Source organism: Nocardia sp. NPDC004168 (assembly GCF_040610355.1).
In the GTDB taxonomy this organism is placed as follows: domain Bacteria; phylum Actinomycetota; class Actinomycetes; order Mycobacteriales; family Mycobacteriaceae; genus Nocardia; species Nocardia sichangensis.
The window spans coordinates 94,180-112,694 of record NZ_JBEXME010000024.1 but is presented as its reverse complement, the minus strand read 5'-3'; the positions used below and the strand labels follow the sequence as shown (position 1 = coordinate 112,694).

At 68.7% G+C, this 18,515-nt stretch carries 22 protein-coding genes; 15 read left to right on the top strand and 7 right to left on the bottom strand.

Annotated features, from left to right (window positions below; translation table 11 throughout):
• Window positions 1–138: 138 nt before the first annotated feature.
• On the top strand, window positions 139–918 hold the full coding sequence (locus ABZW96_RS30110) for a purine-nucleoside phosphorylase (RefSeq protein WP_355079110.1): 780 nt from the start codon (window positions 139–141) through the stop codon (window positions 916–918).
• Complete coding sequence (locus tag ABZW96_RS30105; RefSeq protein ID WP_355079108.1) at window positions 919–2,415, top strand: phospho-sugar mutase; 1,497 nt, start codon at window positions 919–921, stop codon at window positions 2,413–2,415.
• A gap of 11 nt (window positions 2,416–2,426) precedes the next feature.
• On the opposite strand, the gene upp is transcribed toward ABZW96_RS30105, so the two are convergent.
• A complete protein-coding gene (gene upp, locus ABZW96_RS30100) occupies window positions 2,427–3,050 on the bottom strand; it encodes a uracil phosphoribosyltransferase (protein ID WP_355079106.1) in 624 nt (207 codons plus the stop codon).
• A 145-nt stretch (window positions 3,051–3,195) separates the two neighbouring features.
• On the opposite strand from upp, the gene ABZW96_RS30095 reads away from it, so the two are divergent.
• The 5 genes from ABZW96_RS30095 to ABZW96_RS30075 are packed head-to-tail and all read left to right on the top strand — an operon-like array spanning window position 3,196 to window position 6,601.
• Window positions 3,196–3,516 carry a hypothetical protein gene (locus ABZW96_RS30095; protein ID WP_355079104.1) on the top strand — a complete coding sequence of 107 codons (321 nt, stop codon included), beginning with the start codon at window positions 3,196–3,198 and terminating at the stop codon, window positions 3,514–3,516.
• Window positions 3,517–3,520: 4 nt separating this feature from the next.
• Window positions 3,521–4,633, top strand: a complete 1,113-nt coding sequence (locus ABZW96_RS30090; RefSeq protein ID WP_355079102.1) for a C40 family peptidase — start codon at window positions 3,521–3,523, stop codon at window positions 4,631–4,633.
• Entirely contained in the window at window positions 4,630–4,971 is a 342-nt protein-coding gene (locus tag ABZW96_RS30085; RefSeq protein ID WP_067803443.1) for a hypothetical protein, read from the top strand. Before ABZW96_RS30090 ends, ABZW96_RS30085 begins: the two co-directional genes overlap by 4 nt.
• Complete coding sequence (locus tag ABZW96_RS30080; RefSeq protein ID WP_355079100.1) at window positions 4,968–5,315, top strand: YbaB/EbfC family nucleoid-associated protein; 348 nt, start codon at window positions 4,968–4,970, stop codon at window positions 5,313–5,315. Before ABZW96_RS30085 ends, ABZW96_RS30080 begins: the two co-directional genes overlap by 4 nt.
• Window positions 5,316–5,341: 26 nt before the next feature.
• Entirely contained in the window at window positions 5,342–6,601 is a 1,260-nt protein-coding gene (locus ABZW96_RS30075) for a primosomal protein (protein ID WP_355079098.1), read from the top strand.
• Here ABZW96_RS30075 and ABZW96_RS30070 read toward each other — a convergent pair whose 3' ends face one another.
• The 3 genes from ABZW96_RS30070 to ABZW96_RS30060 all read right to left on the bottom strand — a co-directional run bounded on the left by ABZW96_RS30070 (window position 6,602) and on the right by ABZW96_RS30060 (window position 10,230).
• A complete protein-coding gene (locus ABZW96_RS30070) occupies window positions 6,602–7,258 on the bottom strand; it encodes a hypothetical protein (RefSeq protein ID WP_355079096.1) in 657 nt (218 codons plus the stop codon).
• Window positions 7,259–7,365: 107 nt separating this feature from the next.
• Entirely contained in the window at window positions 7,366–8,463 is a 1,098-nt protein-coding gene (locus tag ABZW96_RS30065) for an adenosine deaminase (protein ID WP_355079094.1), read from the bottom strand.
• A 477-nt stretch (window positions 8,464–8,940) separates the two neighbouring features.
• The gene (locus ABZW96_RS30060) at window positions 8,941–10,230 is read right to left on the bottom strand and encodes a thymidine phosphorylase (protein WP_355079092.1); all 1,290 of its coding nucleotides are present in this window, start codon (window positions 10,228–10,230) and stop codon (window positions 8,941–8,943) included.
• A 15-nt stretch (window positions 10,231–10,245) separates the two neighbouring features.
• Here ABZW96_RS30060 and ABZW96_RS30055 point away from each other — a divergent pair, with 15 nt between their 5' ends.
• The gene (locus tag ABZW96_RS30055; RefSeq protein WP_355079090.1) at window positions 10,246–10,434 is read left to right on the top strand and encodes a hypothetical protein; all 189 of its coding nucleotides are present in this window, start codon (window positions 10,246–10,248) and stop codon (window positions 10,432–10,434) included.
• On the opposite strand, the gene ABZW96_RS30050 is transcribed toward ABZW96_RS30055, so the two are convergent.
• Window positions 10,431–10,832 (bottom strand): cytidine deaminase, encoded by a 402-nt coding sequence (locus ABZW96_RS30050; protein ID WP_355079088.1) that lies wholly within the window; start codon window positions 10,830–10,832, stop codon window positions 10,431–10,433. The genes ABZW96_RS30055 and ABZW96_RS30050 overlap by 4 nt on opposite strands.
• A 276-nt stretch (window positions 10,833–11,108) precedes the next feature.
• On the opposite strand from ABZW96_RS30050, the gene sdhC reads away from it, so the two are divergent.
• From sdhC to ABZW96_RS30030, 4 genes are read left to right on the top strand one after another with little or no spacing between them, the layout of a single operon-like run.
• On the top strand, window positions 11,109–11,507 hold the full coding sequence (gene sdhC, locus ABZW96_RS30045) for a succinate dehydrogenase, cytochrome b556 subunit (RefSeq protein ID WP_083863252.1): 399 nt from the start codon (window positions 11,109–11,111) through the stop codon (window positions 11,505–11,507).
• Window positions 11,508–11,509: 2 nt separating this feature from the next.
• Entirely contained in the window at window positions 11,510–11,941 is a 432-nt protein-coding gene (locus ABZW96_RS30040; RefSeq protein ID WP_039796191.1) for a succinate dehydrogenase hydrophobic membrane anchor subunit, read from the top strand.
• A gap of 16 nt (window positions 11,942–11,957) precedes the next feature.
• The gene (gene sdhA, locus ABZW96_RS30035; RefSeq protein ID WP_355079085.1) at window positions 11,958–13,727 is read left to right on the top strand and encodes a succinate dehydrogenase flavoprotein subunit; all 1,770 of its coding nucleotides are present in this window, start codon (window positions 11,958–11,960) and stop codon (window positions 13,725–13,727) included.
• Entirely contained in the window at window positions 13,727–14,500 is a 774-nt protein-coding gene (locus ABZW96_RS30030; RefSeq protein WP_355079083.1) for a succinate dehydrogenase iron-sulfur subunit, read from the top strand. Before sdhA ends, ABZW96_RS30030 begins: the two co-directional genes overlap by 1 nt.
• A 113-nt stretch (window positions 14,501–14,613) precedes the next feature.
• Here the strand turns inward: ABZW96_RS30030 and ABZW96_RS30025 are convergent, their stop codons facing one another.
• Window positions 14,614–15,105 carry a helix-turn-helix domain-containing protein gene (locus ABZW96_RS30025; RefSeq protein WP_355079081.1) on the bottom strand — a complete coding sequence of 164 codons (492 nt, stop codon included), beginning with the start codon at window positions 15,103–15,105 and terminating at the stop codon, window positions 14,614–14,616.
• A gap of 94 nt (window positions 15,106–15,199) precedes the next feature.
• Between ABZW96_RS30025 and ABZW96_RS30020 the strand changes: the two genes are divergently transcribed.
• The gene (locus ABZW96_RS30020) at window positions 15,200–15,700 is read left to right on the top strand and encodes a hypothetical protein (protein WP_355079079.1); all 501 of its coding nucleotides are present in this window, start codon (window positions 15,200–15,202) and stop codon (window positions 15,698–15,700) included.
• Window positions 15,701–16,119: 419 nt separating this feature from the next.
• Here ABZW96_RS30020 and ABZW96_RS30015 read toward each other — a convergent pair whose 3' ends face one another.
• Window positions 16,120–16,392, bottom strand: coding sequence for a hypothetical protein (locus tag ABZW96_RS30015; RefSeq protein WP_355079077.1), 273 nt, complete (start codon window positions 16,390–16,392; stop codon window positions 16,120–16,122).
• A gap of 747 nt (window positions 16,393–17,139) precedes the next feature.
• Here ABZW96_RS30015 and ABZW96_RS30010 point away from each other — a divergent pair.
• A complete protein-coding gene (locus ABZW96_RS30010; RefSeq protein ID WP_355079075.1) occupies window positions 17,140–17,793 on the top strand; it encodes a hypothetical protein in 654 nt (217 codons plus the stop codon).
• Between the two features lie 149 nt (window positions 17,794–17,942).
• A complete protein-coding gene (locus tag ABZW96_RS30005; protein WP_355079073.1) occupies window positions 17,943–18,377 on the top strand; it encodes a YbaB/EbfC family nucleoid-associated protein in 435 nt (144 codons plus the stop codon).
• Window positions 18,378–18,515 lie beyond the last annotated feature (138 nt).

Genomic DNA, 18,515 nt, shown 5'->3' with positions numbered 1-18,515 from the left:
GTGGCACGATCCGTGCCGCCGAACCGCGGCCGCCGCGTACGCGACGAAGGAGCAAGCGGCGGTCGCGCACACGCGAGCCATAAGAGGGCCGCGAACACCCAGCGCCGCAGGCGCTGGAAATCCACTATCGTGACGATCATGCTTGCCGAACAGGCCGCCGAGGCGATCGCCGAACGTACGGGAGTGTCACGCCACCGGGTCGCGGTGGTGCTGGGGTCCGGCTGGCAGGACGCGGCAGCGGAGATCGGGGCGCCGCGGGCGTCGGTGTCGATGCCGGAGCTGCCCGGTTTCGGGAAGCCGACCGCGCAGGGCCATGTCGGCATGATCCATTCCGTCCAGGTGGACGACAACGCTGTGCTGCTGTTGATGGGCCGCCAGCATCTCTACGAGGGGTATCAGCCCGCCGATGTGGTGCACCCGGTGTCGGCGGCCGTGGCCGCGGGCGCGGAGATCATCGTGCTGACCAACGCCGCGGGCGGTATCCGCTCCGGTCTCCGGGTGGGTGAGCCGGTGCTGATCAGCGACCATCTGAACTTGACCGGCCGCACGCCGCTGGCAGGCGCGACCTTCGTCGACCTGGTCGACGCCTGGGATCCGGAGTTGCGGGCGCTGGCCAGGGAGATCGACCCGAGCCTGGCCGAGGGCGTCTACGCGGGGCTCACCGGGCCGCAGTACGAGACGCCCGCCGAGATCAGGATGTTGCGCACCATCGGCGCTGATCTGGTCGGCATGTCCACCGTGCTCGAGGCCATCGCCTGCCGCGCGCTCGGTGCGCGGCTGCTGGGCATCTCGCTGGTCACCAACTTGGCCGCGGGGGTCACGGGCGCGCATCTGTCCCATGCCGAGGTGCTCGCCGAAGGCCACGCCGCCGCGCCCCGCCTCGGCAAACTGCTGCGCGGCGTGCTGGAACGGGTGTAGATGCTGCGCTTCGGCACGGCAGGCCTGCGCGGGCCGCTGCGCGACGGCCCCGACGGCATGAATGTCACCACGGTGAGCCGGGCGACCGCCGGCCTCGTGGCGTGGTTGCGTGATCGCTGCCTCGGGGGCGGCGCGGTGGTCGTCGGCCGCGACGCCAGGCATGGTTCCGCCGAGTTCGCCGCGGCGACCGCGGAGATCTTCGCCGCCGCGGGCTTCCCGGTGACGCTGCTGCCGCGTCCGCTGCCCACGCCTGTGGTCGCGTACGCGGTGCGTGAGTTGGGCGCGGTCGCGGGCGTGCAGATCACCGCCTCGCACAATCCGGCCACCGACAACGGCTACAAGGTCTACCTCGACGGCGGGTCGCAGTTGATCGCCCCGGCCGACGCCGAGATCGAGCGCTGCATCGAGGCGGTCGCCGAGCCGATCGACCGCGTGCCGGTCACTCCCGCCGACGACGACCTCGTGCGGCGTTATCTCCACCGCGTCGCCGCACTGCCCGCCCGGATCGGCGGATCCGGCGCGCGCGCCGGAATCCGGATCGCGCTCACTCCGCTGCACGGCGTCGGCGGCGAACTCGCTGTCGAAGCGCTCCGCGCGGCGGGTTTTCCCGATGTCCATGTGGTCGATGACCAGTTCCGGCCGGACCCCGACTTCCCCACCGTCGCGTTCCCGAACCCGGAGGAACCCGGCGCGACCGATCTGCTGCTCGCGACGGCGGCACGAGTCGGCGCCGACGTGGCGATCGCGCTCGATCCGGACGCCGATCGGTGCGCGGTCGGCGTCCCGCGGCCGGACGGTGGCTGGCGGATGCTGCGCGGCGACGAGACCGGCGTGCTCCTCGGCGACTGCGTGCTGCGCACCGCCCCGGATGATGCGCTGGTGGCGACGACCATCGTGTCCTCGCGGCTGCTGTCGAAGCTGGCGCCCGCGCGCGGCGGCCGCTACGCGGAAACGCTCACGGGATTCAAATGGCTGGCTCGGGCGGGCGACGGCTTGGTGTACGCCTACGAGGAGGCGATCGGCCACTGCGTCGACCCGGCGGCGGTCCGGGACAAGGACGGCATCTCCGCGGCCGTGCTGGCCGCCGACCTGGTGGCCCGGTTGAAGGCCGCGGGCCGCGACCTGAACGACGAACTCGACGACTACGCGGTGGAATTCGGCCTGCACGCGGGCGATCAGGTGTCGTTGCGACTCGCCTCGGCCGCGGCGGCCGCCGCCGCGGTCGAGCGGTTGCGGACGGATCCGCCGCACGAGATCGCGGGCGAGCCGGTGGAGTACACCGATCAGCTCCGCGTACGTGGCCGGATGCGCACCGACGCGCTGATCTTCCAGGGTGTTTCGTCCCGCGTGGTCGTGCGCCCTTCCGGCACCGAGCCGAAGCTCAAGTGCTATCTGGAGGTGATCGAACCGGTCGGCTCGCGCGCCGATCTTCCGGCCGCGCGAGCCGCCGCACGCGAACGCCTCTCGGCGCTGCGCGACTTCTGCCGGAAATTCTGACCCGCAGAGGTTCAGCGCGGGCCGAATTGCCTGTCGCCCGCGTCGCCGAGACCGGGCACGATATAGGCGTTCTCGTTCAGGCCCGCGTCGACGACGGCGGTGACCAGACGCACCGGCAGACCCGAATCAGCCAGTGTCGCAATTCCTTCCGGAGCAGCGACGACGCACACCGCGGTGATGTCGGTGGCGCCGCGTGCCGCGAGCAGCTCCAGGGTGTGCCGCATCGAGCCGCCCGTGGCCAGCATCGGGTCGAGCACGAAGACCGGCAGCCCGGCCAGATCCGCGGGCAGTGATTCCATGTAGGGCACCGGCAGGTGCGTGTCCTCGTCGCGGGCGAGACCGACGAATCCGATTCTGGCGTCCGGGATCAGCTCGGCGGCCGCGTCGACCATGCCGAGTCCGGCGCGCAGCACCGGAACCAGCAGCGGCGGGTGGGCCAGCCGGACGCCTTCGGTGGGAGCGACCGGGGTGACGATCTCGAAGCGCTCCACCTCCGCGTCGCGCAGCGCCTCGTAGATCAGGATTCCGGTCAGATCACGCAGTGCGGCACGGAAAGCCGGATTCGGTGTTCGCTCGTCCCGCATGGTGGTGATCAGGGCGGCGACGAGTGGATGGTCCACGGTGTGGGTGCGCATGAGGGAACGATAAGGTCGGTCGCGGACGCCCCGCCGGACGCCACCGGACTTTTTTTCCGAAGCGGCGGAACCGAAACGGAACAGCGCGCGTCGAACCAAGTGGATGACGTACTCTGCCTGGGAACAACAGATGGGGGAAGCTCTGATGCGAAAGATGTCGGCGGACACCGAAGGCATCGCGGCCTACGGTGCGACCGCGCACGTCATGGCCGGTGAGATGGCGGCGGCGGGGGTGAGCGCGGCGGCGGCCGAGCCCGCGTTGCTCGGCCCGATCATGGGGTTGATCGGCGGTGACTTCATGGCGGCCTACGCCGCGGCGCACGCCGGGCACGTGGCCTCGATCGGGCAGCTGTCGGCGGTGCTGACCAGCATGGGCGGCGCGGCCACCGGGTCCGCGGCCGTCCTCACCGAAACCGACGCCGCCCACGCCGGAGCGCTGCGGAGCGCGGCCACCGAGCTGGAGTGAGCGCGTGATCGATGTCAACGCACTGGCCCAGCCGATCCTGGACCTGCTCGCCAGCTTCGGCAGCGGTGTGCTGCCCGCGGGCGGTCCCACCGACGCGCTGCGCAGCACCTCGACCGTGGTCGACCAGATCCATCAGATGGGCCGCGACAGCATCAACGAGATGAACGCCGCGTGGGACGGCCGCGCCGCCGACGCGGCCACCGCGAAAGCGCTGCGCGTGCAGACCACCGCCGCCACCATCTCCGATCGCGGCAACGACATGGCCACGGTCGTGAACCAGGCCGCGGGCGAGGTCGAGACAGGTCAGAAGGAACTCACCGACATCGCGCAGTCGTTTGTGAACACCGCGGCGAGCATGGGTCCGGTCCTGGCGACGCCGGAGGGTCTGACGGTGCTCGTCGGCTCGGCGATCGACCACCTCAACCAGGCGCTCAACGTCGTCGGCCGGGTGCAGAACGAATTGCAGACGCACACCGCGTCGATGAACGACCTGACCCCGCCGCCGCCCACCACGTCGCTCGCCGGTGTGCCCGCCGCCGGCGTGCAGCAGGCAGCGTCCGCCGCGTCCGGCGTGCTCAACGGTGCGGGGTCGTTACTGAGCACCGTGATGGCCACACCGCTGCAGTCGCTGTCCTCGCGCAGTTCCAGTGGCACACCCGGCACGTCGTCGGGTACGCCCCGGCCGGACACCGGTTCGTCGGGGGCGCCCGACGACGGCAAGGGCGTGAAGATCACGCTGCCCGACGGCAGCGTCGTGGAGGCCCCCAACGAACAGGCCGCCACAGCGGTCCGGTCGGCGATCGGCGCCGTCGGCACGCCTTACGTCTGGGGCGGCAACAGCCCGGGCGCCGGATTGGACTGCAGCGGGCTCACCAAATACGCCTACGGCGAGGCGGGCGTCGACCTGCCCCGGCTCGCGGCCGACCAGGGCAACGGGGCCACACCGGTGTCGGCCGGTGACCTGATGCCAGGCGACCTCGCGATCTGGGACGGCCACGTGGCCATGGTGATCGGCAACGGGCAGTTCGTCGAGGCGGGTGACCCGGTCCAGATCAGCTCGATTCGAACGGAGAACTCAGGCATGGACTTCCACGGCTTCTACAGGCCGACGGCATGACCCGACCCCAAGTCCCGAATGTCACGGTCGCGGCCAGCAGCAACCGGTCGGGCACCATCTCGGTGCGCGCCACCGACCAGGGCATGCCGGTGGAGATCAAGTTCGAGCGCAGCGAATACCGCTACGGCGCACAGTCGCTCGCGAACGAGATCCTGCGGCTCACCCAGCGTTCCGCCATCGCGGCGCGGGCGCGGCGGCGCGAACTGCTCGCCGAGGCGGGCATGCCCTCGGACATCCTCGACCGGCTCGGCCTGCCCACCCGCCAGCAGGCGGTGGACGAGCTGGACCGGATCGACGACGCGGACACGGGACCGACGAGCTGGATGAGGCCGGTATGAGTGCGGAAATGGACGCCTTGGTCACGTCGGCCACCCAGAAACTGGAGGCGCTGGAAGCCGCGCTGTACGGACTGAAGCAGGTACGAGGGCGGTTCACCTCGGAGGACGGCGCGGTGAGCGTCGAGGTGAACAGCGATGGCGCGCTGGTCGGCCTGACCTTGGCGGAATCGGTCACCTCGCTGCCGCCCGCGGAGGTCGGACAGTTGATCGTCTGGGCGTGCAGACAGGCCGCCGAGGACGCCGGCGCACAGCGGTCCAAGGTCGTTGCGACACTGAACGAGTCGTTCGTCCCCGCGGCGGAGCCGCCCGCGGGGACGAATGGGGGCGGGCCGGATAGTGCCTGACGCGGAAGGTCGATAGGCTTCCGCACATGGCTTCTGGAGACATCGTCCCGATCGAGCTCGGCCTGACCGACGGCGATCTCGTCACCTTGTGGGCACCGCGCTGGCGAGACGGTGACGACGAGTGGGAGGCGTTCCTCGGTCACGAGGACGCCCTCTACGGTTTCGAGTCCGTGGCGGAGCTGGCCGCATTCATCCGCACCAACGCCGACAACGACCTGGTGGACCATCCGGCCTGGAAGGTCATCGCGGGTCTGTCGGCGGTCGAACTGGAGCCGGAGGAGAACTTCTCCTTCGACCTGGTCGCGGTGCCGGAGCTGGCGGCGGGCGAGCCCGACGTCGACACCGTCGCCGAGCTGGAGGACACGCTCGGCATGGTCCGCAACATCGGCGAGGTGTGCGAACTGGAGACGGTGACGAAGTTCTTCGGCTCGCATCCGGTGCTCGGCGCGCTGCCCGGCGGCGTGAGCGCGTTCGTCGGTCGCGACGGCGAGGAGCTGTGGGACCAGATCGGCGCGGCCATCGCCAAGGGCTGGGACGACGTTCTGGACGCCATCGACTCCGTGGTGCGGACGCCCGAGGTCGACGCCGAGGCGGTCGCGGTCGCCGAGGCCGAACTGCTGGCCGCCGAGGAGAACGTGGTCGACGCCGACGACGCGGCCGACAGCGACGAGGACGAGGAGTTCGAGCCCGTCGACCTCGACGAAGAGGAAGACGACGAGGACGAGGAAGACGAGGACGAATCGTTCTGGCACGAGGTCGGCATCGACCCGGTCAAGATCATCACGTCCGAGGGCAGTGTCTTCACGCTGCGCTGTTACCTCGACGACGAGCCGATCTTCCTCGGCTCCAAGGGCTCGATCACCGTGTTCTCCTCCGAACGGGCGCTGGCCCGCTACCTCGCCGACGACCACGAGCACGATCTGTCCCGCGTGAGCACCTTCGCCGATGTGCAGACCGCGGCGGTGGACGGCTCGCTGGAGGTCGAGGTCACCGACGAGAACGTCTACGTGCTGCCCGGCTTGGCCGAGGACCTGGCCGAAGGCCCGGAGGCGGTCGACATCGAGCAGCTGGACCTGGCGGTCGAACTGTTCACCGACGCCGCCGACTACGCCGACGACGACACGGTGGAACAAGCCCTGGCCCAGTCCACCCCGCTGGGCTGGTATGTCTCCTACCTGCTGAACCCGGACCCCACCCGGCTGGCGCCCAACCCGCCGTTCGCCGCCGAGTCCCAGGCCTGGCGGGAACTGGAACGCAACCTGGAGTCCCGGCTCGACAAGCAGTAATCAGGTCAAGCGGATCCAGACCTGCTCGGCCTGCCCGAGCAGGCGTCCGTCGGCGCTGTAGACCGCGGTCGAGGCGAAGCATTTGCGGCCCTGCTCGCCGTGGAACTCGCCCACCACGACGCAGCGCTCGTCGACGTGCGGGATGCCGTGCACCGTGGCGGTCATCGAGCCGAGCAGCGCGGGACGTTCGAGCATGCCGGGCAGCGACCAGCCGCCAGGGCAGTCCATCGCGGCCCACAGCAGCGGCGGCCCCAGCGGCACGGTGGCGTCGGGCACCCACGGCGCGGCGACTCGGTTCTCATCGAGCCTGCCGGGTTCGATGCGCAGACCGTCCGCCCGGCAGCTGCCACAGACGAAGCAGGAAGCGAACATCTCGATGCTTGTGTAGCTGCGTGTCGCCTCCACCGCGTCGTCGAACGCGACATGGCGCGGTGCGTCGCGTTGGAGTTCGCCGCCCTTCGACTCGGCGATCAGTCTGTCCCCGTCGTAGAGCCGTTCGCCCCGCACGTCGAGCGGCGTCTCCAGGGGCGGCGGACTGCGCAGTACCACGGTGACGGCCTGCTCGGGGCGCCGGTCGGCGAGCAGACCGGCCACGTAACCACCGTTGCCGGAGTCGGGCGGTCCGTTGAATCGGCGGGGGATGCGCAAAGTCGCCATAATCGCCACGCTAGCGAACCGGTTGCCGACTGTGGAACCTCGCTGCCGCGCGGTGATCCGGCGCCGCCTACCCTCGTGCGCGCCCGCATTCCGTCTTATGAACAGCGCTACCCGATGAGGACCGCGTATCCGGGCTTGATGATGTCGTCGATGATCCGCAACCGCTCGGGGAACGGGATGAACGCCGACTTCATGGCGTTGATGGTGAACCGTTCCAGGTCGCTCCAGCCGTAGCCGAACGTCTCGACCAGTTTGAGCATCTCCTGGCTCATGCTGGTGTCGCTCATCAGCCGGTTGTCGGTGTTGACCGTGACGCGGAAACGCAGGCGGGCCAGCAGGTCGAAGGGGTGCTTGTCCAGCGAGGGCACCGCGCCGGTCTGCACGTTCGACGACGGACACAGCTCCAGCGGGATGCGCAGGTCGCGGACATAGTTGGCGACCAGCCCGAGCTGTGCGTCCTCGACCGCGCCGGGCACGGTGATGTCGTCGGTGATCCGCACGCCGTGGCCGAGCCGGTCGCAGCCGCAGAACGCGAGCGCCTCGTGGATGGACGGCAGGCCGAAGGCCTCGCCCGCGTGGATGGTGAAGTGCGCGCTGTTGGCGCGCATGTATTCGAACGCGTCCAGGTGCCTGCTCGGCGGGTAACCGGCCTCCGCGCCGGCGATGTCGAAACCGCCCACTCCGCGATCGCGGAAGCGCACCGCCAGCTCCGCGATCTCCCGCGAGCGCGCGGCGTGCCGCATCGCCGTGAGCAGACAGGTCACCACGATCGGGTGCCCGTCCTCGGCGGCGGCCGCCTCGCCTTCGCGGAACCCGGTCAGCGTGTGCTCGACCACCTCGTCCAGCGTGAGACCGCGCTCCAAGTGTTGTTCGGGGGCGAAACGCACCTCCGCGTACACCACGCCGTCGGCGGCGAGGTCCTCGGCGCATTCGCGGGCGACCCGGCGCAGGCCCTCGGGGGTCTGCATCACGGCGACGGTGTGCGCGAAGGTCTCCAGGTACCGTTCCAGCGATCCGCTGTCGGCCGCGTCGCGGAACCAGGCCGCCAGCGACGCCTCGTCGTCGGCGGGTAGATCCTCGTAGCCGCACTGGGCGGCGAGGTCGAGCACCGTCGCGGGCCGCAGGCCACCGTCGAGGTGGTCGTGCAGCAGCGCTTTGGGCGCTTGGCGGATCGAGGCGAGGGTCAGAGGCATCGGTCCAGTCATGTATCGACGGTAGCCGCAGCGGGCCGAAACGGCAGCCGACTTCGGCCGTAACAACCATCTCGTTGCCCGCCGGATGCTGCCCGGTCCACAACCGGACACCGACCGGTTCTGCGTCACCCGCGCGTCACGTGTGCGGCCCACGACAGGCCGGAGTACCGCAGCCCCTCGGACCGGCCACCGACGCAGGGACCGTGGACCGCAAGCGCGTATGTGCGCTGATTCCGGATCGGGAGCCTGGTGATCCTCACCCCTTACAGAGGCCGAACGGTCGAGCCTCTTAGAGAGGCCGAACGGTCGAGTACGGCGGAGGCCCGGCCGGGACAGGACGTGTGGAGCAAGCAAGCAGGTGAGCCGCTGGACCGGTGTGGGCGCCGAGACGAGCATCGACATTCCCGCCGAGGTGCGACCCTGAGCCCACGAGACGGAACGATCCCTTGACCGCCCATTGGTCAGGCCCGAGGGGACACCGCGGACAGCTCAGGACGTGATCCGATCGAGAACCAGCTGGCCCGGAATGGGCACGGCATCGGTTCCTATGGTGACGGCGTCGCGCAGAGCTTCCATCGCGCCGGGGAACGCCTCGGGAGTATCGGTGTGCAGAGTGAGCAGCGGCTGTCCCGCTGTCACGGTATCGCCCGGCTTGGCGTGCATTTCGATGCCCGCGCCGAACTGAACAGGATCGCCCTGACGCGCCCGGCCCGCCCCCAGACGCCAGGCGGCGATGCCGACACCCAGCGCATCGAGCCTGGTCAGGACGCCGTCGGCGTCGCAGCGCACAGTCTCGGTGTGTTTCGCGGTGGGCAGCTTCGCGTCCGGGTCGCCGCCCTGGGCGCGAATCATCGTCCGCCAGTGATCCATCGCCCTGCCGTCGGCCAGCGCGTCCGCGGGGTCGGTGTCCAGCCCGGCCAGCGCGACCATCTCGCGAGCCAAGGCGATGGTCAGCTCGACGACGTCGGCGGGACCACCGCCCGCGAGCACCTCCACCGATTCGGCGACTTCCATGGCATTGCCCGCGGTGCGGCCGAGCGGGGTGTCCATGGCGGTGAGCAGCGCGACCGTCCGCACACCCGCGTCGTCGCCGAGTTCGACCATCGCGGTCGCCAGCTCGCGCGCCCCGGCGAGGGTCTTCAGGAACGCGCCGGAGCCGACCTTGACGTCCAGCAACAGCGCCGCGGTGCCCTCGGCGATCTTCTTGCTCATGATGGAGCTGGCGATCAGCGGGATCGATTCGACCGTGCCGGTGACGTCGCGCAAGGCGTAGAGCCGTCGGTCCGCGGGCGCGAGGTCGGCGCCTGCCGCGCAGATCACCGCGCCGATGGCCGGATCGGTCAGGAGATCTCGCATCCGCGACGCGGGCACGTCCGCCTGCCAGCCGGGGATGGCTTCCAGCTTGTCCAGGGTGCCGCCGGTGTGACCGAGACCGCGCCCGGACAACTGCGGCACCGCCGCGCCGCACGCCGCGACCAGCGGTGCCAGCGGCAGCGTGATCTTGTCACCCACGCCGCCGGTCGAGTGCTTGTCCACGGTCGGGCGCGGCAGACCGGTGAGGTCCATGCGCCGCCCGGACGCGATCATCGCGGCGGTCCACCGCGCCGTCTCGCGCCGCGTCATCCCGCGCCAGACGATCGCCATGGCCAGCGCCGACATCTGCTCGTCGGCCACCGCGCCGCGGGTGAAGCCGTCGACCACCCAGTCGATCTGCGCGTCCGACAGCTCACCGCCGTCGCGCTTGGTCGTGATGATCGAAACCGCGTCCAGTGCCGTCACGGTCGACAGTTTGGCATGGGCCTGCGCGCAGCCGAGTTCTCGCCGATGGGACGCCACCCGCAGCGCTGCAGGTCTCCGGGCGCGCCGAAGCCGAGATCATCCGGCGGATCCGCCACGATCTACGAGGGCAGACGCACACGAATCGGTATGACCGGCGGTCGCGAGCCGGGCGACACCGGCAGCGTCGCCGAGGTGCTCGCCTAGACCTGCCCCGCGTCCAAGTCGTCGGGGCCGAACGCGTCCGGCAGCAGCGTGCGCAACGGCACGGGCCCGGCCTTGTGATCAACAAGGAGATCGCCTCCACTGTGCTCGTGGAGCAGTTGGCGGCAGCGCCCGCAGGGCATCAGGATTTCGCCGCGAGAATCGGTGACGGAGATGGCCCGAAGACGCCCCCCACCCCCCGAAATCAAGTTACCGATGAGTACACATTCGGCACACAGGCCCAAACCGTATGAGACATTTTCCACATTGCAACCGCTCACTGTTCGACCATCGACACTGAGAGCCGCGGCGCCGACCGGAAACCGCGAGTACGGCGCATAGGCGTTGTGCATGGCTTGAAAAGCATTGTCGCGCAATAATTTCCAGTCGATTTCCGACACAGAGAACCCCTTCGGGACCGAGCCGATCACGGCCGCGCAAGGACCACGACGGAACCCCGCACCCATCAAGAAAGGTAAGCCTAACCCGATCCGGTGTCGCGCAACGCACGGTACGCCGAATTAGTTCCGGGATTGCTGGAGGATTAGAGTCCAGAACAGATCGGTTCAGGTTCCCTGCGACGGGCCGGAGTACAGCCACCTGGGCATTCGCCCGCCACGCCGTCGGCGTCGGATCTGAAACCGGGTCCATCAACGACGTTGGAGGCACCGCACTCTATGACCACGATTGAAGCTCCGGCCCAGCCGAAGCGGAAGACGCTGTACCGAGGCGACCCCGGAATGTGGTCGTGGGCGCTGCACCGGATCACCGGCGTCACCATCTTCTTCTTCCTCTTCGTCCACGTGCTGGACACCGCCCTGGTGCGCGTGAGCCCGGACACCTACAACGAAGCGATCGAGACCTACAAGACGCCCATCGTGGCGTTGATGGAGATGGGCCTGGTCGTCGTCGTCCTGTTCCACGCGCTCAACGGCGTCCGCGTGATCCTGGTGGACTTCTGGTCCAAGGGCCCGAAGTACCAGCGCCTGATGCTCTGGATCATTCTCGCGATCTGGTTCCTGCTGGCCGTTCCCGCGATCGGGCGCCAGTTCTTCTACCTGTTCACGGAGCACTGAAAATGAGCGCACCTGTCATCGGAAAGTCTTACGACCGTCCGGCCAGCCTGGACCTGCCGCGTTCGCCGCGCGCGCGCTCGAACAACAACTTCGAGAAGTACGCCTGGCTGTTCATGCGTTTCTCCGGCCTGCTGCTGATCGTGCTTGTACTCGGCCACATGGCGATCATGCTGCTGCTCGACGGCGGCGTGAAGCGACTCAACTTCGCCTTCGTCGCAGGCCGCTGGTCCAGCCCGTTCTGGCAGTTCTGGGACCTGACCATGCTGTGGCTGGCGCAGCTGCACGGCGGCAACGGCCTGCGCACGGTCATCGACGACTACTCCCGCAAGGACTCGACCCGCTTCTGGCTCAAGACCCTGCTGGCCGTCTCGATGATCCTGATCATGGGCGTGGGCACCTACGTCATCTTCACCTTCGACCCCAACATCAGTTAGGAACAGGCCCCCTCGCATGAGTGAATCTCGTCCTGTCCAGGAGCACCGCTACGACGTCGTCATCGTCGGCGCGGGCGGCGCGGGCATGCGCGCCGCGATCGAGGCCGGCCCGCGTGCTCGGACGGCGGTGCTGACCAAGCTGTACCCCACCCGCAGCCACACCGGCGCGGCCCAGGGCGGCATGTGCGCCGCGCTGGCCAACGTCGAAGAGGACAACTGGGAATGGCACACTTTCGACACCGTCAAGGGTGGTGACTACCTGGTCGACCAGGACGCCGCGGAGATCATGGCCAAAGAGGCCATCGACGCGGTGCTCGACCTCGAGAAGATGGGCCTGCCGTTCAACCGGACGCCCGAGGGCAAGATCGACCAGCGGCGCTTCGGCGGGCACACTCGCGATCACGGCAAGGCCCCGGTTCGCCGCGCGTGCTACGCCGCCGACCGCACCGGCCACATGATCCTGCAGACGCTGTACCAGAACTGCGTCAAGCACGACGTGGAGTTCTTCAACGAGTTCTACGTGCTGGACCTGGTGCTCACCGACACCGATCGCGGCCCGGTCGCGACCGGCGTGGTCGCCTACGAGCTGGCCACCGGCGACATCCACGTCTTCCACGCCAAGTCGATCGTGTTCGCCACCGGCGGTTCGGGCCGGATGTACAAGACCACCTCGAACGCGCACACCCTGACCGGCGACGGCATGGCGATCGTGTTCCGCAAGGGCCTGCCGCTGGAGGACATGGAGTTCCACCAGTTCCACCCGACGGGCCTGGCCGGACTCGGCATCCTGATCTCCGAGGCCGTCCGCGGCGAGGGCGGCATCCTGCGCAACGCCGACGGCGAGCGGTTCATGGAGCGCTACGCCCCCACCATCAAGGACCTCGCGCCGCGTGACATCGTCGCCCGCTCGATGGTGCTCGAGGTGCTGGAGGGTCGCGGCGCGGGCCCGAACAAGGACTACGTCTACATCGACGTGACCCACCTCGGCGAGGACGTGCTCGAGGAGAAGCTGCCCGACATCACCGAGTTCTCCCGTACCTACCTGGGTGTGGACCCGGTGAAGGAACTGGTGCCGGTGTTCCCGACCTGTCACTACGTGATGGGCGGCATCCCGACCCGCATCCGCGGCGAGGTGCTGCGCAACAACAGCGACGTCGTCCCCGGCCTCTACGCCGCGGGCGAGTGCGCGTGCGTCTCGGTGCACGGCGCCAACCGTCTGGGCACCAACTCGCTGCTGGACATCAACGTGTTCGGCCGCCGCGCCGGCATCGCCGCCGCGGAGCACGCGCAGCGCAGCGAGTTCGTCGAGCTGCCGGAGAACCCGGCGCAGATGGTGCAGGACTGGCTGACCCAGCTGCTGAGCGAGCACGGCGACGAGCGGGTCGCCGACATCCGCACCGAGCTGCAGCGGTCGATGGACAACAACGCCTCGGTGTTCCGCACCGAGGACACGCTCAAGCAGGCGCTCACCGACATCCACGCGCTCAAGGAGCGCTACGCGCGGATCACCGTGCAGGACAAGGGCAAGCGCTACAACAGCGACCTGCTCGAGGCCGTCGAGCTCGGCTTCCTGCTCGAGCTGGCCGAGGTCACCGTGGTCGGCGCGCTCAACCGGAAGGAATCGCGCGGCGGCCACGCCCGCGAGGACTACCCGGACCGCGACGACGTGAACTTCATGCGCCACACGATGGCCTACAAGGAGGGCTCGGAGCTCCTTTCGGACATCCGCCTGGACTTCAAGCCGGTGGTGCAGACCCGTTACGAGCCGATGGAGCGTAAGTACTGATGACTGCTGTTGCCGAAGCACCCTCTTCGCAGACGCCCGCTCCGGTCCCCGAGGGCTCCGTGATGATCACCGTCAAGGTGGCCCGGTTCAATCCGGAGGACGACAAGGGCGCGCACTGGGAGTCCTTCCAGGTGCCCGCGCTGCCGACCGACCGCTTCCTGAACCTGCTGATCTACATCAAGTCCTACTTGGACGGCACGCTCACCTTCCGCCGGTCCTGCGCGCACGGCGTCTGCGGTTCCGACGCCATGCGGATCAACGGCGTCAACCGGCTGGCCTGCAAGGTGCTGATGAAGGACATGCTGCCCAAGAACGGCAAGTCGATCACCGTCACCGTCGAGCCGATCCGCGGCCTGCCCGTGGAGAAGGACCTCGTGGTGAACATGGAGCCGTTCTTCGACGCGTTCCGCGCGGTGAAGCCCTACCTGATCACCTCGGGCAACGAGCCCACCCGCGAACGCATCCAGAGCCAGGCCGACCGCGCCCGGTTCGACGACACCACCAAGTGCATCCTGTGCGCCTGCTGCACCACCTCCTGCCCCGTGTACTGGAGCGACGGCAGCTACTTCGGCCCGGCCGCGATCGTGAACGCCCACCGCTTCATCTTCGACAGCCGCGACGAAGCCGCCCGCGAACGCCTCGACATCCTCAACGACGTCGAAGGCGTCTGGCGCTGCCGCACCACCTTCAACTGCACCGACGCCTGCCCCCGCGGCATCGAGGTCACCAAGGCGATTCAGGAAGTCAAGCGAGCGCTTCTGTTCACCCGCTGATTTCACGGACCCAGCCGAACCGAAGGCCGCCTCCATCGATGCGATAGAGGCGGCCTTCGCCGTTTGTGAGGCGGACTGCTTCCATCGGCGGTCACTGGCATCCTCAGCCGAGGTCAGACCGGGTTCACGAGATGCGCCCCGGGTCCGGGTGTGCGGCGGATCGTCGAGGGTGGCAAATGGGTGTGGCCACCGGCGCATTCGAGGACGACGCGGACCGGCTTCTGGCATTCCTCGCCGCTTTCGGTCTGGTGGCGGACCACTACCGAGGGGCCCTGCGGATCTGCCAGATATTTGTCGCCCCATTCGAGTAAGGCGATCAAGGTCGGTCGCAGATCCAAGCCGCGCTGGGTGAGGCGGTACTCGTAGCGCTGGCGAGTCCCTGGTTCCCGATAAGGAATTTTTTCCAGCACGTCGGCTTCGACGAGGCTGTCGAGCCGGGCCGAGAGCAGATTGCTGGCTATGCCCAAGCGGTCGCGGAACTCGCTGAACCGTCGCGCGCCGTCGAGCGCCTCCCGCACGATCAGTAGCGACCAGCGTTCTCCGATCACCGACAGCGCACGTGCCACTGAGCAGTTGACGGGGTCGATGCGCGGTGCGGACGTCATGCGGCCACGATACCCATCTGAGTTGACTTTTTATATCCAGGGTCATACGGTGCCGCCATCTGAGTTTCATAACTAAACCTAGGAGGCGGTCGGCATGCCCATGCTCGATGTCTACATCCCTGCGGGCACCTTCACTCCCGAGCGCGAAGCAGCCCTGCTGAACCGAATCACCGAAATCCTCATCCGGCATGAGGGTTTCGACCCGTCGGACCCGATCACACGCTCCGTGTCGTGGGCCTTTCTGCACCGGCCGGCCGCCGTGTTCGTCGGCGGCGCGCCCGCGGAAGCCCCACGGTACAAAGTGGTGCCGTCCGTACCGGAGGGACAACTCGACGCGATCCAGCGGGCCGGTGTCGTCCGGGAGATCACCGAGGCCATCCTCGACGCCGAAGACGGCGCGTGGCCTCGTGACCCCGGCCGCATCTGGGTCTTTCCCACCGAGATTCCCGAAGGACACTGGGGCGGTTCCGGCGAAATCAAAACCTTGAAGGACATCCTGGCCCGATTGACCGGCGGCAACCTCGACCAAGCCTCCGCACTAGCCACCGAACGAATCACAGCCAGCCGACTCGAACGCGATCGGGCTCCGCGATGACGACGAGTGGCACACCAGCGAGAGCTCTACTCGACGTTTGCCACAGCCATGTGCCGCTCGCGGGGGTCGGTGCGGGGGTCCCGTCGGGTCCGGGTCATCGAGCGCGCTCGTGAGCGCCACCGTCGTCTCGTCGCCGGTAGTTCGGCGAGCGCCAGGACCGCGCACAGCCGGATGTCGACATTGTCGGAGTCCAGGCCGGCCGCCACGCTCGCCACACTGTCACCGCCCGCTCGCGCAAGCGTCCAGCGCAGCAGCGCCCACCGCACACGTTCCCGCCGACGAGAACACCAGCGCACGTCGCATATGCTTCGGCTCGGGTCGGCCCAGCGCGTGGCGGTTCGCCGATGCGCGACGTCCCGTTGAGCAGCCGAAGACGGCCGGGCCGTCTCGATATCGACCTAGGGGGTCGCGTGGCCGAATCACTGTCGGTCGACCCGGCCCAGCTGCGCGAATCGGCGCAGGAGCTGCGGCAGGCGGCCGAAGACGCCGAACGGGTGGCGAACGAGCTGAAGGCGGCACTCGCCGACGAGGGTGAGTTCTGGGGTGACGACGAAGCCGGCGAGACGTTCGCCCACACCTACAAGCCCGGTGCCGACCGTACGTTGGATGGGTTCGACGACCTCGTCGCGGACATACGGGCGATGAGCTCCGCGATGAAGGATGCGGCCGATGCGTTCGAGGACCGAGACCACGACGGCAGGCGGAACATCCGAAACTCGGCCGACGATGGCATCCCGTACACGAACGCACCGAGCCAGAACCGGTCGGCAGGACCCATTCCGCAGACGACGTCTAGCGAATCTCTCAGTCCCACAGACGATTCCGTACGGTCGCCGGGCACGTTCGATCGCACGGCGAACGGAGACTCCGCCCGTCCGCAGCCGGACACCCCGAACGACCGCGTCGATACACAGCAACCACCGACATCCGGCCAGCAACCCCCGACACCCGGTCAGCAGCCCGCGAATCCTGGCCAGCAGCCCGCAGAGTCCGGACAGCAACCTCCGGAATCCGGACAGCAGGACGATTCGACGACCAATCCTCCAGAAACCGAATCGCAGGACAAATCCGGTGACCAACCCCCGGCGGCCGAGACCGGATCGCCGACGACGCCCGGTAACGGCGCAGAGCGGCAGGGAGCGCCGGCGGATACACCGACGAGGCAGCAGGCGGGTCCACAGACGATGCCGGGCGGCCGCAAGGACGCCGGCAAGCCGCCGGCGGGTACGCCGTGGACGCGGAACGGGTCGGGCACCCCTTGGGCAAAGGCTCCGAGCCCCTCGGCCGCGCCGGCGAACGAAACCCCGCCTCGGATATCTCCTCCGCGCACCCCGGACCGCCCGCCCGCGGGCAAGAAGCCGGAGCCGGCTCGTCTCGGGCGGAAGCGGGCCCCGAAACCCGCAGGCGTGCGGGCTCACCGAGCAACCGATGCCGAGGCCATGCGGATCGCTCGGGAGATGGCCGCTCGGCACAACATCGAAATTGTCGGATTCGACGCGGCGGGTATCGCCGCGGCAACGGTCCAGGACATCGCCGATGCTGTCGACACCGTCCTCCCGCGGATGCCGGTCGTGCTGCGCGGAGTCGAGATCCGGGATGTGACGGATTCGCTGTCTTCCGTCGAGGATCGCAGCACGGCAAAGCGATCCGGTGAGGTGGCGCCGTGGATCGTACTGGCTCACGCTGCTGTGATCGATCCTCGGACGTTGGCCGGCCGTTCCCGGGCGACGACCCGATCCGGTCCTCCACGGCGACCGATGTATGCCGCGATCCTGCGGGAACTCGGCGCCGCGATCGACCTCATCGGCGGGTTCCGGGCGCACAAGGAGGCGCAACGCGCGCTCATCACCGAATACGTGCGGATCGACGACCCCCGAGGCCAGACGCTGAGCCGGGTGGTCGCCGGCTACAAGCGGTGGCGGGCGCAGCTCGGCGACGACTGTTTCGAGCAGGGTCTATTCGTTCCGGGCAGGGCGCTGGCCGAGGGATTCGCCGCGGTCGAATCGAGTGACGACGAGGCCAACGGCCCGCAGAAGGTGCTGGGTCGGCTGCTGGTGACGATGTCGCGTGCGGCGGTGCCGGACCGGCGATGAGACCCGCCTCGGCCCGGGCGGTCGGCGTCTGGTTCTTTCTCCCTTCCCACCAGCGGTGAACCACGCACCTGTCGGTCATCATTATGGGCACGTTCGGAGGTCCGCGGTCGTCGCTGTCCGCTGAGGAATTCGAGTCGGAAGGTCGTGGCATGGATCGATGGGAGCGCGAAGGCCTGCGCTCGGCCAACAACGGCATGCGCAACCAGCTCGAACATCTCCTCGACTCCTTCGAACGTCAGCAGGGTCGGCTCGCCGATGTGTTCCGAGAACTGGAGAATGCTCGCACGCAGGCGAGTTCTCCCGACCAATCGGTAGAGGTGACGGTGGACGCCGCCGGCGTGCTGACGGACCTGCGCCTCACGGCCGCGGCGATGCGCCAGACACCGGAGCAGTTGAGCAGGGCGATCGTGGAGGTCACCCTAGCCGCGGCGCACCGGGCGAAGCAGCAGGCCGAGGCGCTCGCCGCACCCATCGACGACGACCTCGACGACCTGCCCGACCTGCCCGATATCTCCCCGGGCGCCCCCAGCCTCAACGAGATTCGCGCTTTCTTCCGCAGGGACAACGAAGGTTCCCCGAGATAGTACGGGGCCGCGTAGTGCAGATGATGCTGCGTACCTGCCGACGACCGGAGAGGAACCTCCCGCAGGCGGAAGGACACGGGATTCGGGTGCGACCGTGCGATGGCGGCGGCAGTAGCGTTCCCGGAGCCGCTTGCCGGA

Coding starts and splice junctions, on each gene's coding strand:
- ABZW96_RS30110 (WP_355079110.1), top strand. CDS start 139: ATGCTTGCCGAACAGGCCGCCGAGGCGATCGCCGAACGTACGGGAGTG.
- ABZW96_RS30105 (WP_355079108.1), top strand. CDS start 919: ATGCTGCGCTTCGGCACGGCAGGCCTGCGCGGGCCGCTGCGCGACGGC.
- upp (WP_355079106.1), bottom strand. CDS start 3,050: ATGCGCACCCACACCGTGGACCATCCACTCGTCGCCGCCCTGATCACC.
- ABZW96_RS30095 (WP_355079104.1), top strand. CDS start 3,196: ATGCGAAAGATGTCGGCGGACACCGAAGGCATCGCGGCCTACGGTGCG.
- ABZW96_RS30085 (WP_067803443.1), top strand. CDS start 4,630: ATGACCCGACCCCAAGTCCCGAATGTCACGGTCGCGGCCAGCAGCAAC.
- ABZW96_RS30080 (WP_355079100.1), top strand. CDS start 4,968: ATGAGTGCGGAAATGGACGCCTTGGTCACGTCGGCCACCCAGAAACTG.
- ABZW96_RS30075 (WP_355079098.1), top strand. CDS start 5,342: ATGGCTTCTGGAGACATCGTCCCGATCGAGCTCGGCCTGACCGACGGC.
- ABZW96_RS30070 (WP_355079096.1), bottom strand. CDS start 7,258: ATGGCGACTTTGCGCATCCCCCGCCGATTCAACGGACCGCCCGACTCC.
- ABZW96_RS30065 (WP_355079094.1), bottom strand. CDS start 8,463: ATGACTGGACCGATGCCTCTGACCCTCGCCTCGATCCGCCAAGCGCCC.
- ABZW96_RS30055 (WP_355079090.1), top strand. CDS start 10,246: ATGGGCCTGCGCGCAGCCGAGTTCTCGCCGATGGGACGCCACCCGCAG.
- sdhC (WP_083863252.1), top strand. CDS start 11,109: ATGACCACGATTGAAGCTCCGGCCCAGCCGAAGCGGAAGACGCTGTAC.
- ABZW96_RS30040 (WP_039796191.1), top strand. CDS start 11,510: ATGAGCGCACCTGTCATCGGAAAGTCTTACGACCGTCCGGCCAGCCTG.
- sdhA (WP_355079085.1), top strand. CDS start 11,958: ATGAGTGAATCTCGTCCTGTCCAGGAGCACCGCTACGACGTCGTCATC.
- ABZW96_RS30030 (WP_355079083.1), top strand. CDS start 13,727: ATGACTGCTGTTGCCGAAGCACCCTCTTCGCAGACGCCCGCTCCGGTC.
- ABZW96_RS30025 (WP_355079081.1), bottom strand. CDS start 15,105: ATGACGTCCGCACCGCGCATCGACCCCGTCAACTGCTCAGTGGCACGT.
- ABZW96_RS30020 (WP_355079079.1), top strand. CDS start 15,200: ATGCCCATGCTCGATGTCTACATCCCTGCGGGCACCTTCACTCCCGAG.
- ABZW96_RS30010 (WP_355079075.1), top strand. CDS start 17,140: ATGCGGATCGCTCGGGAGATGGCCGCTCGGCACAACATCGAAATTGTC.
- ABZW96_RS30005 (WP_355079073.1), top strand. CDS start 17,943: ATGGATCGATGGGAGCGCGAAGGCCTGCGCTCGGCCAACAACGGCATG.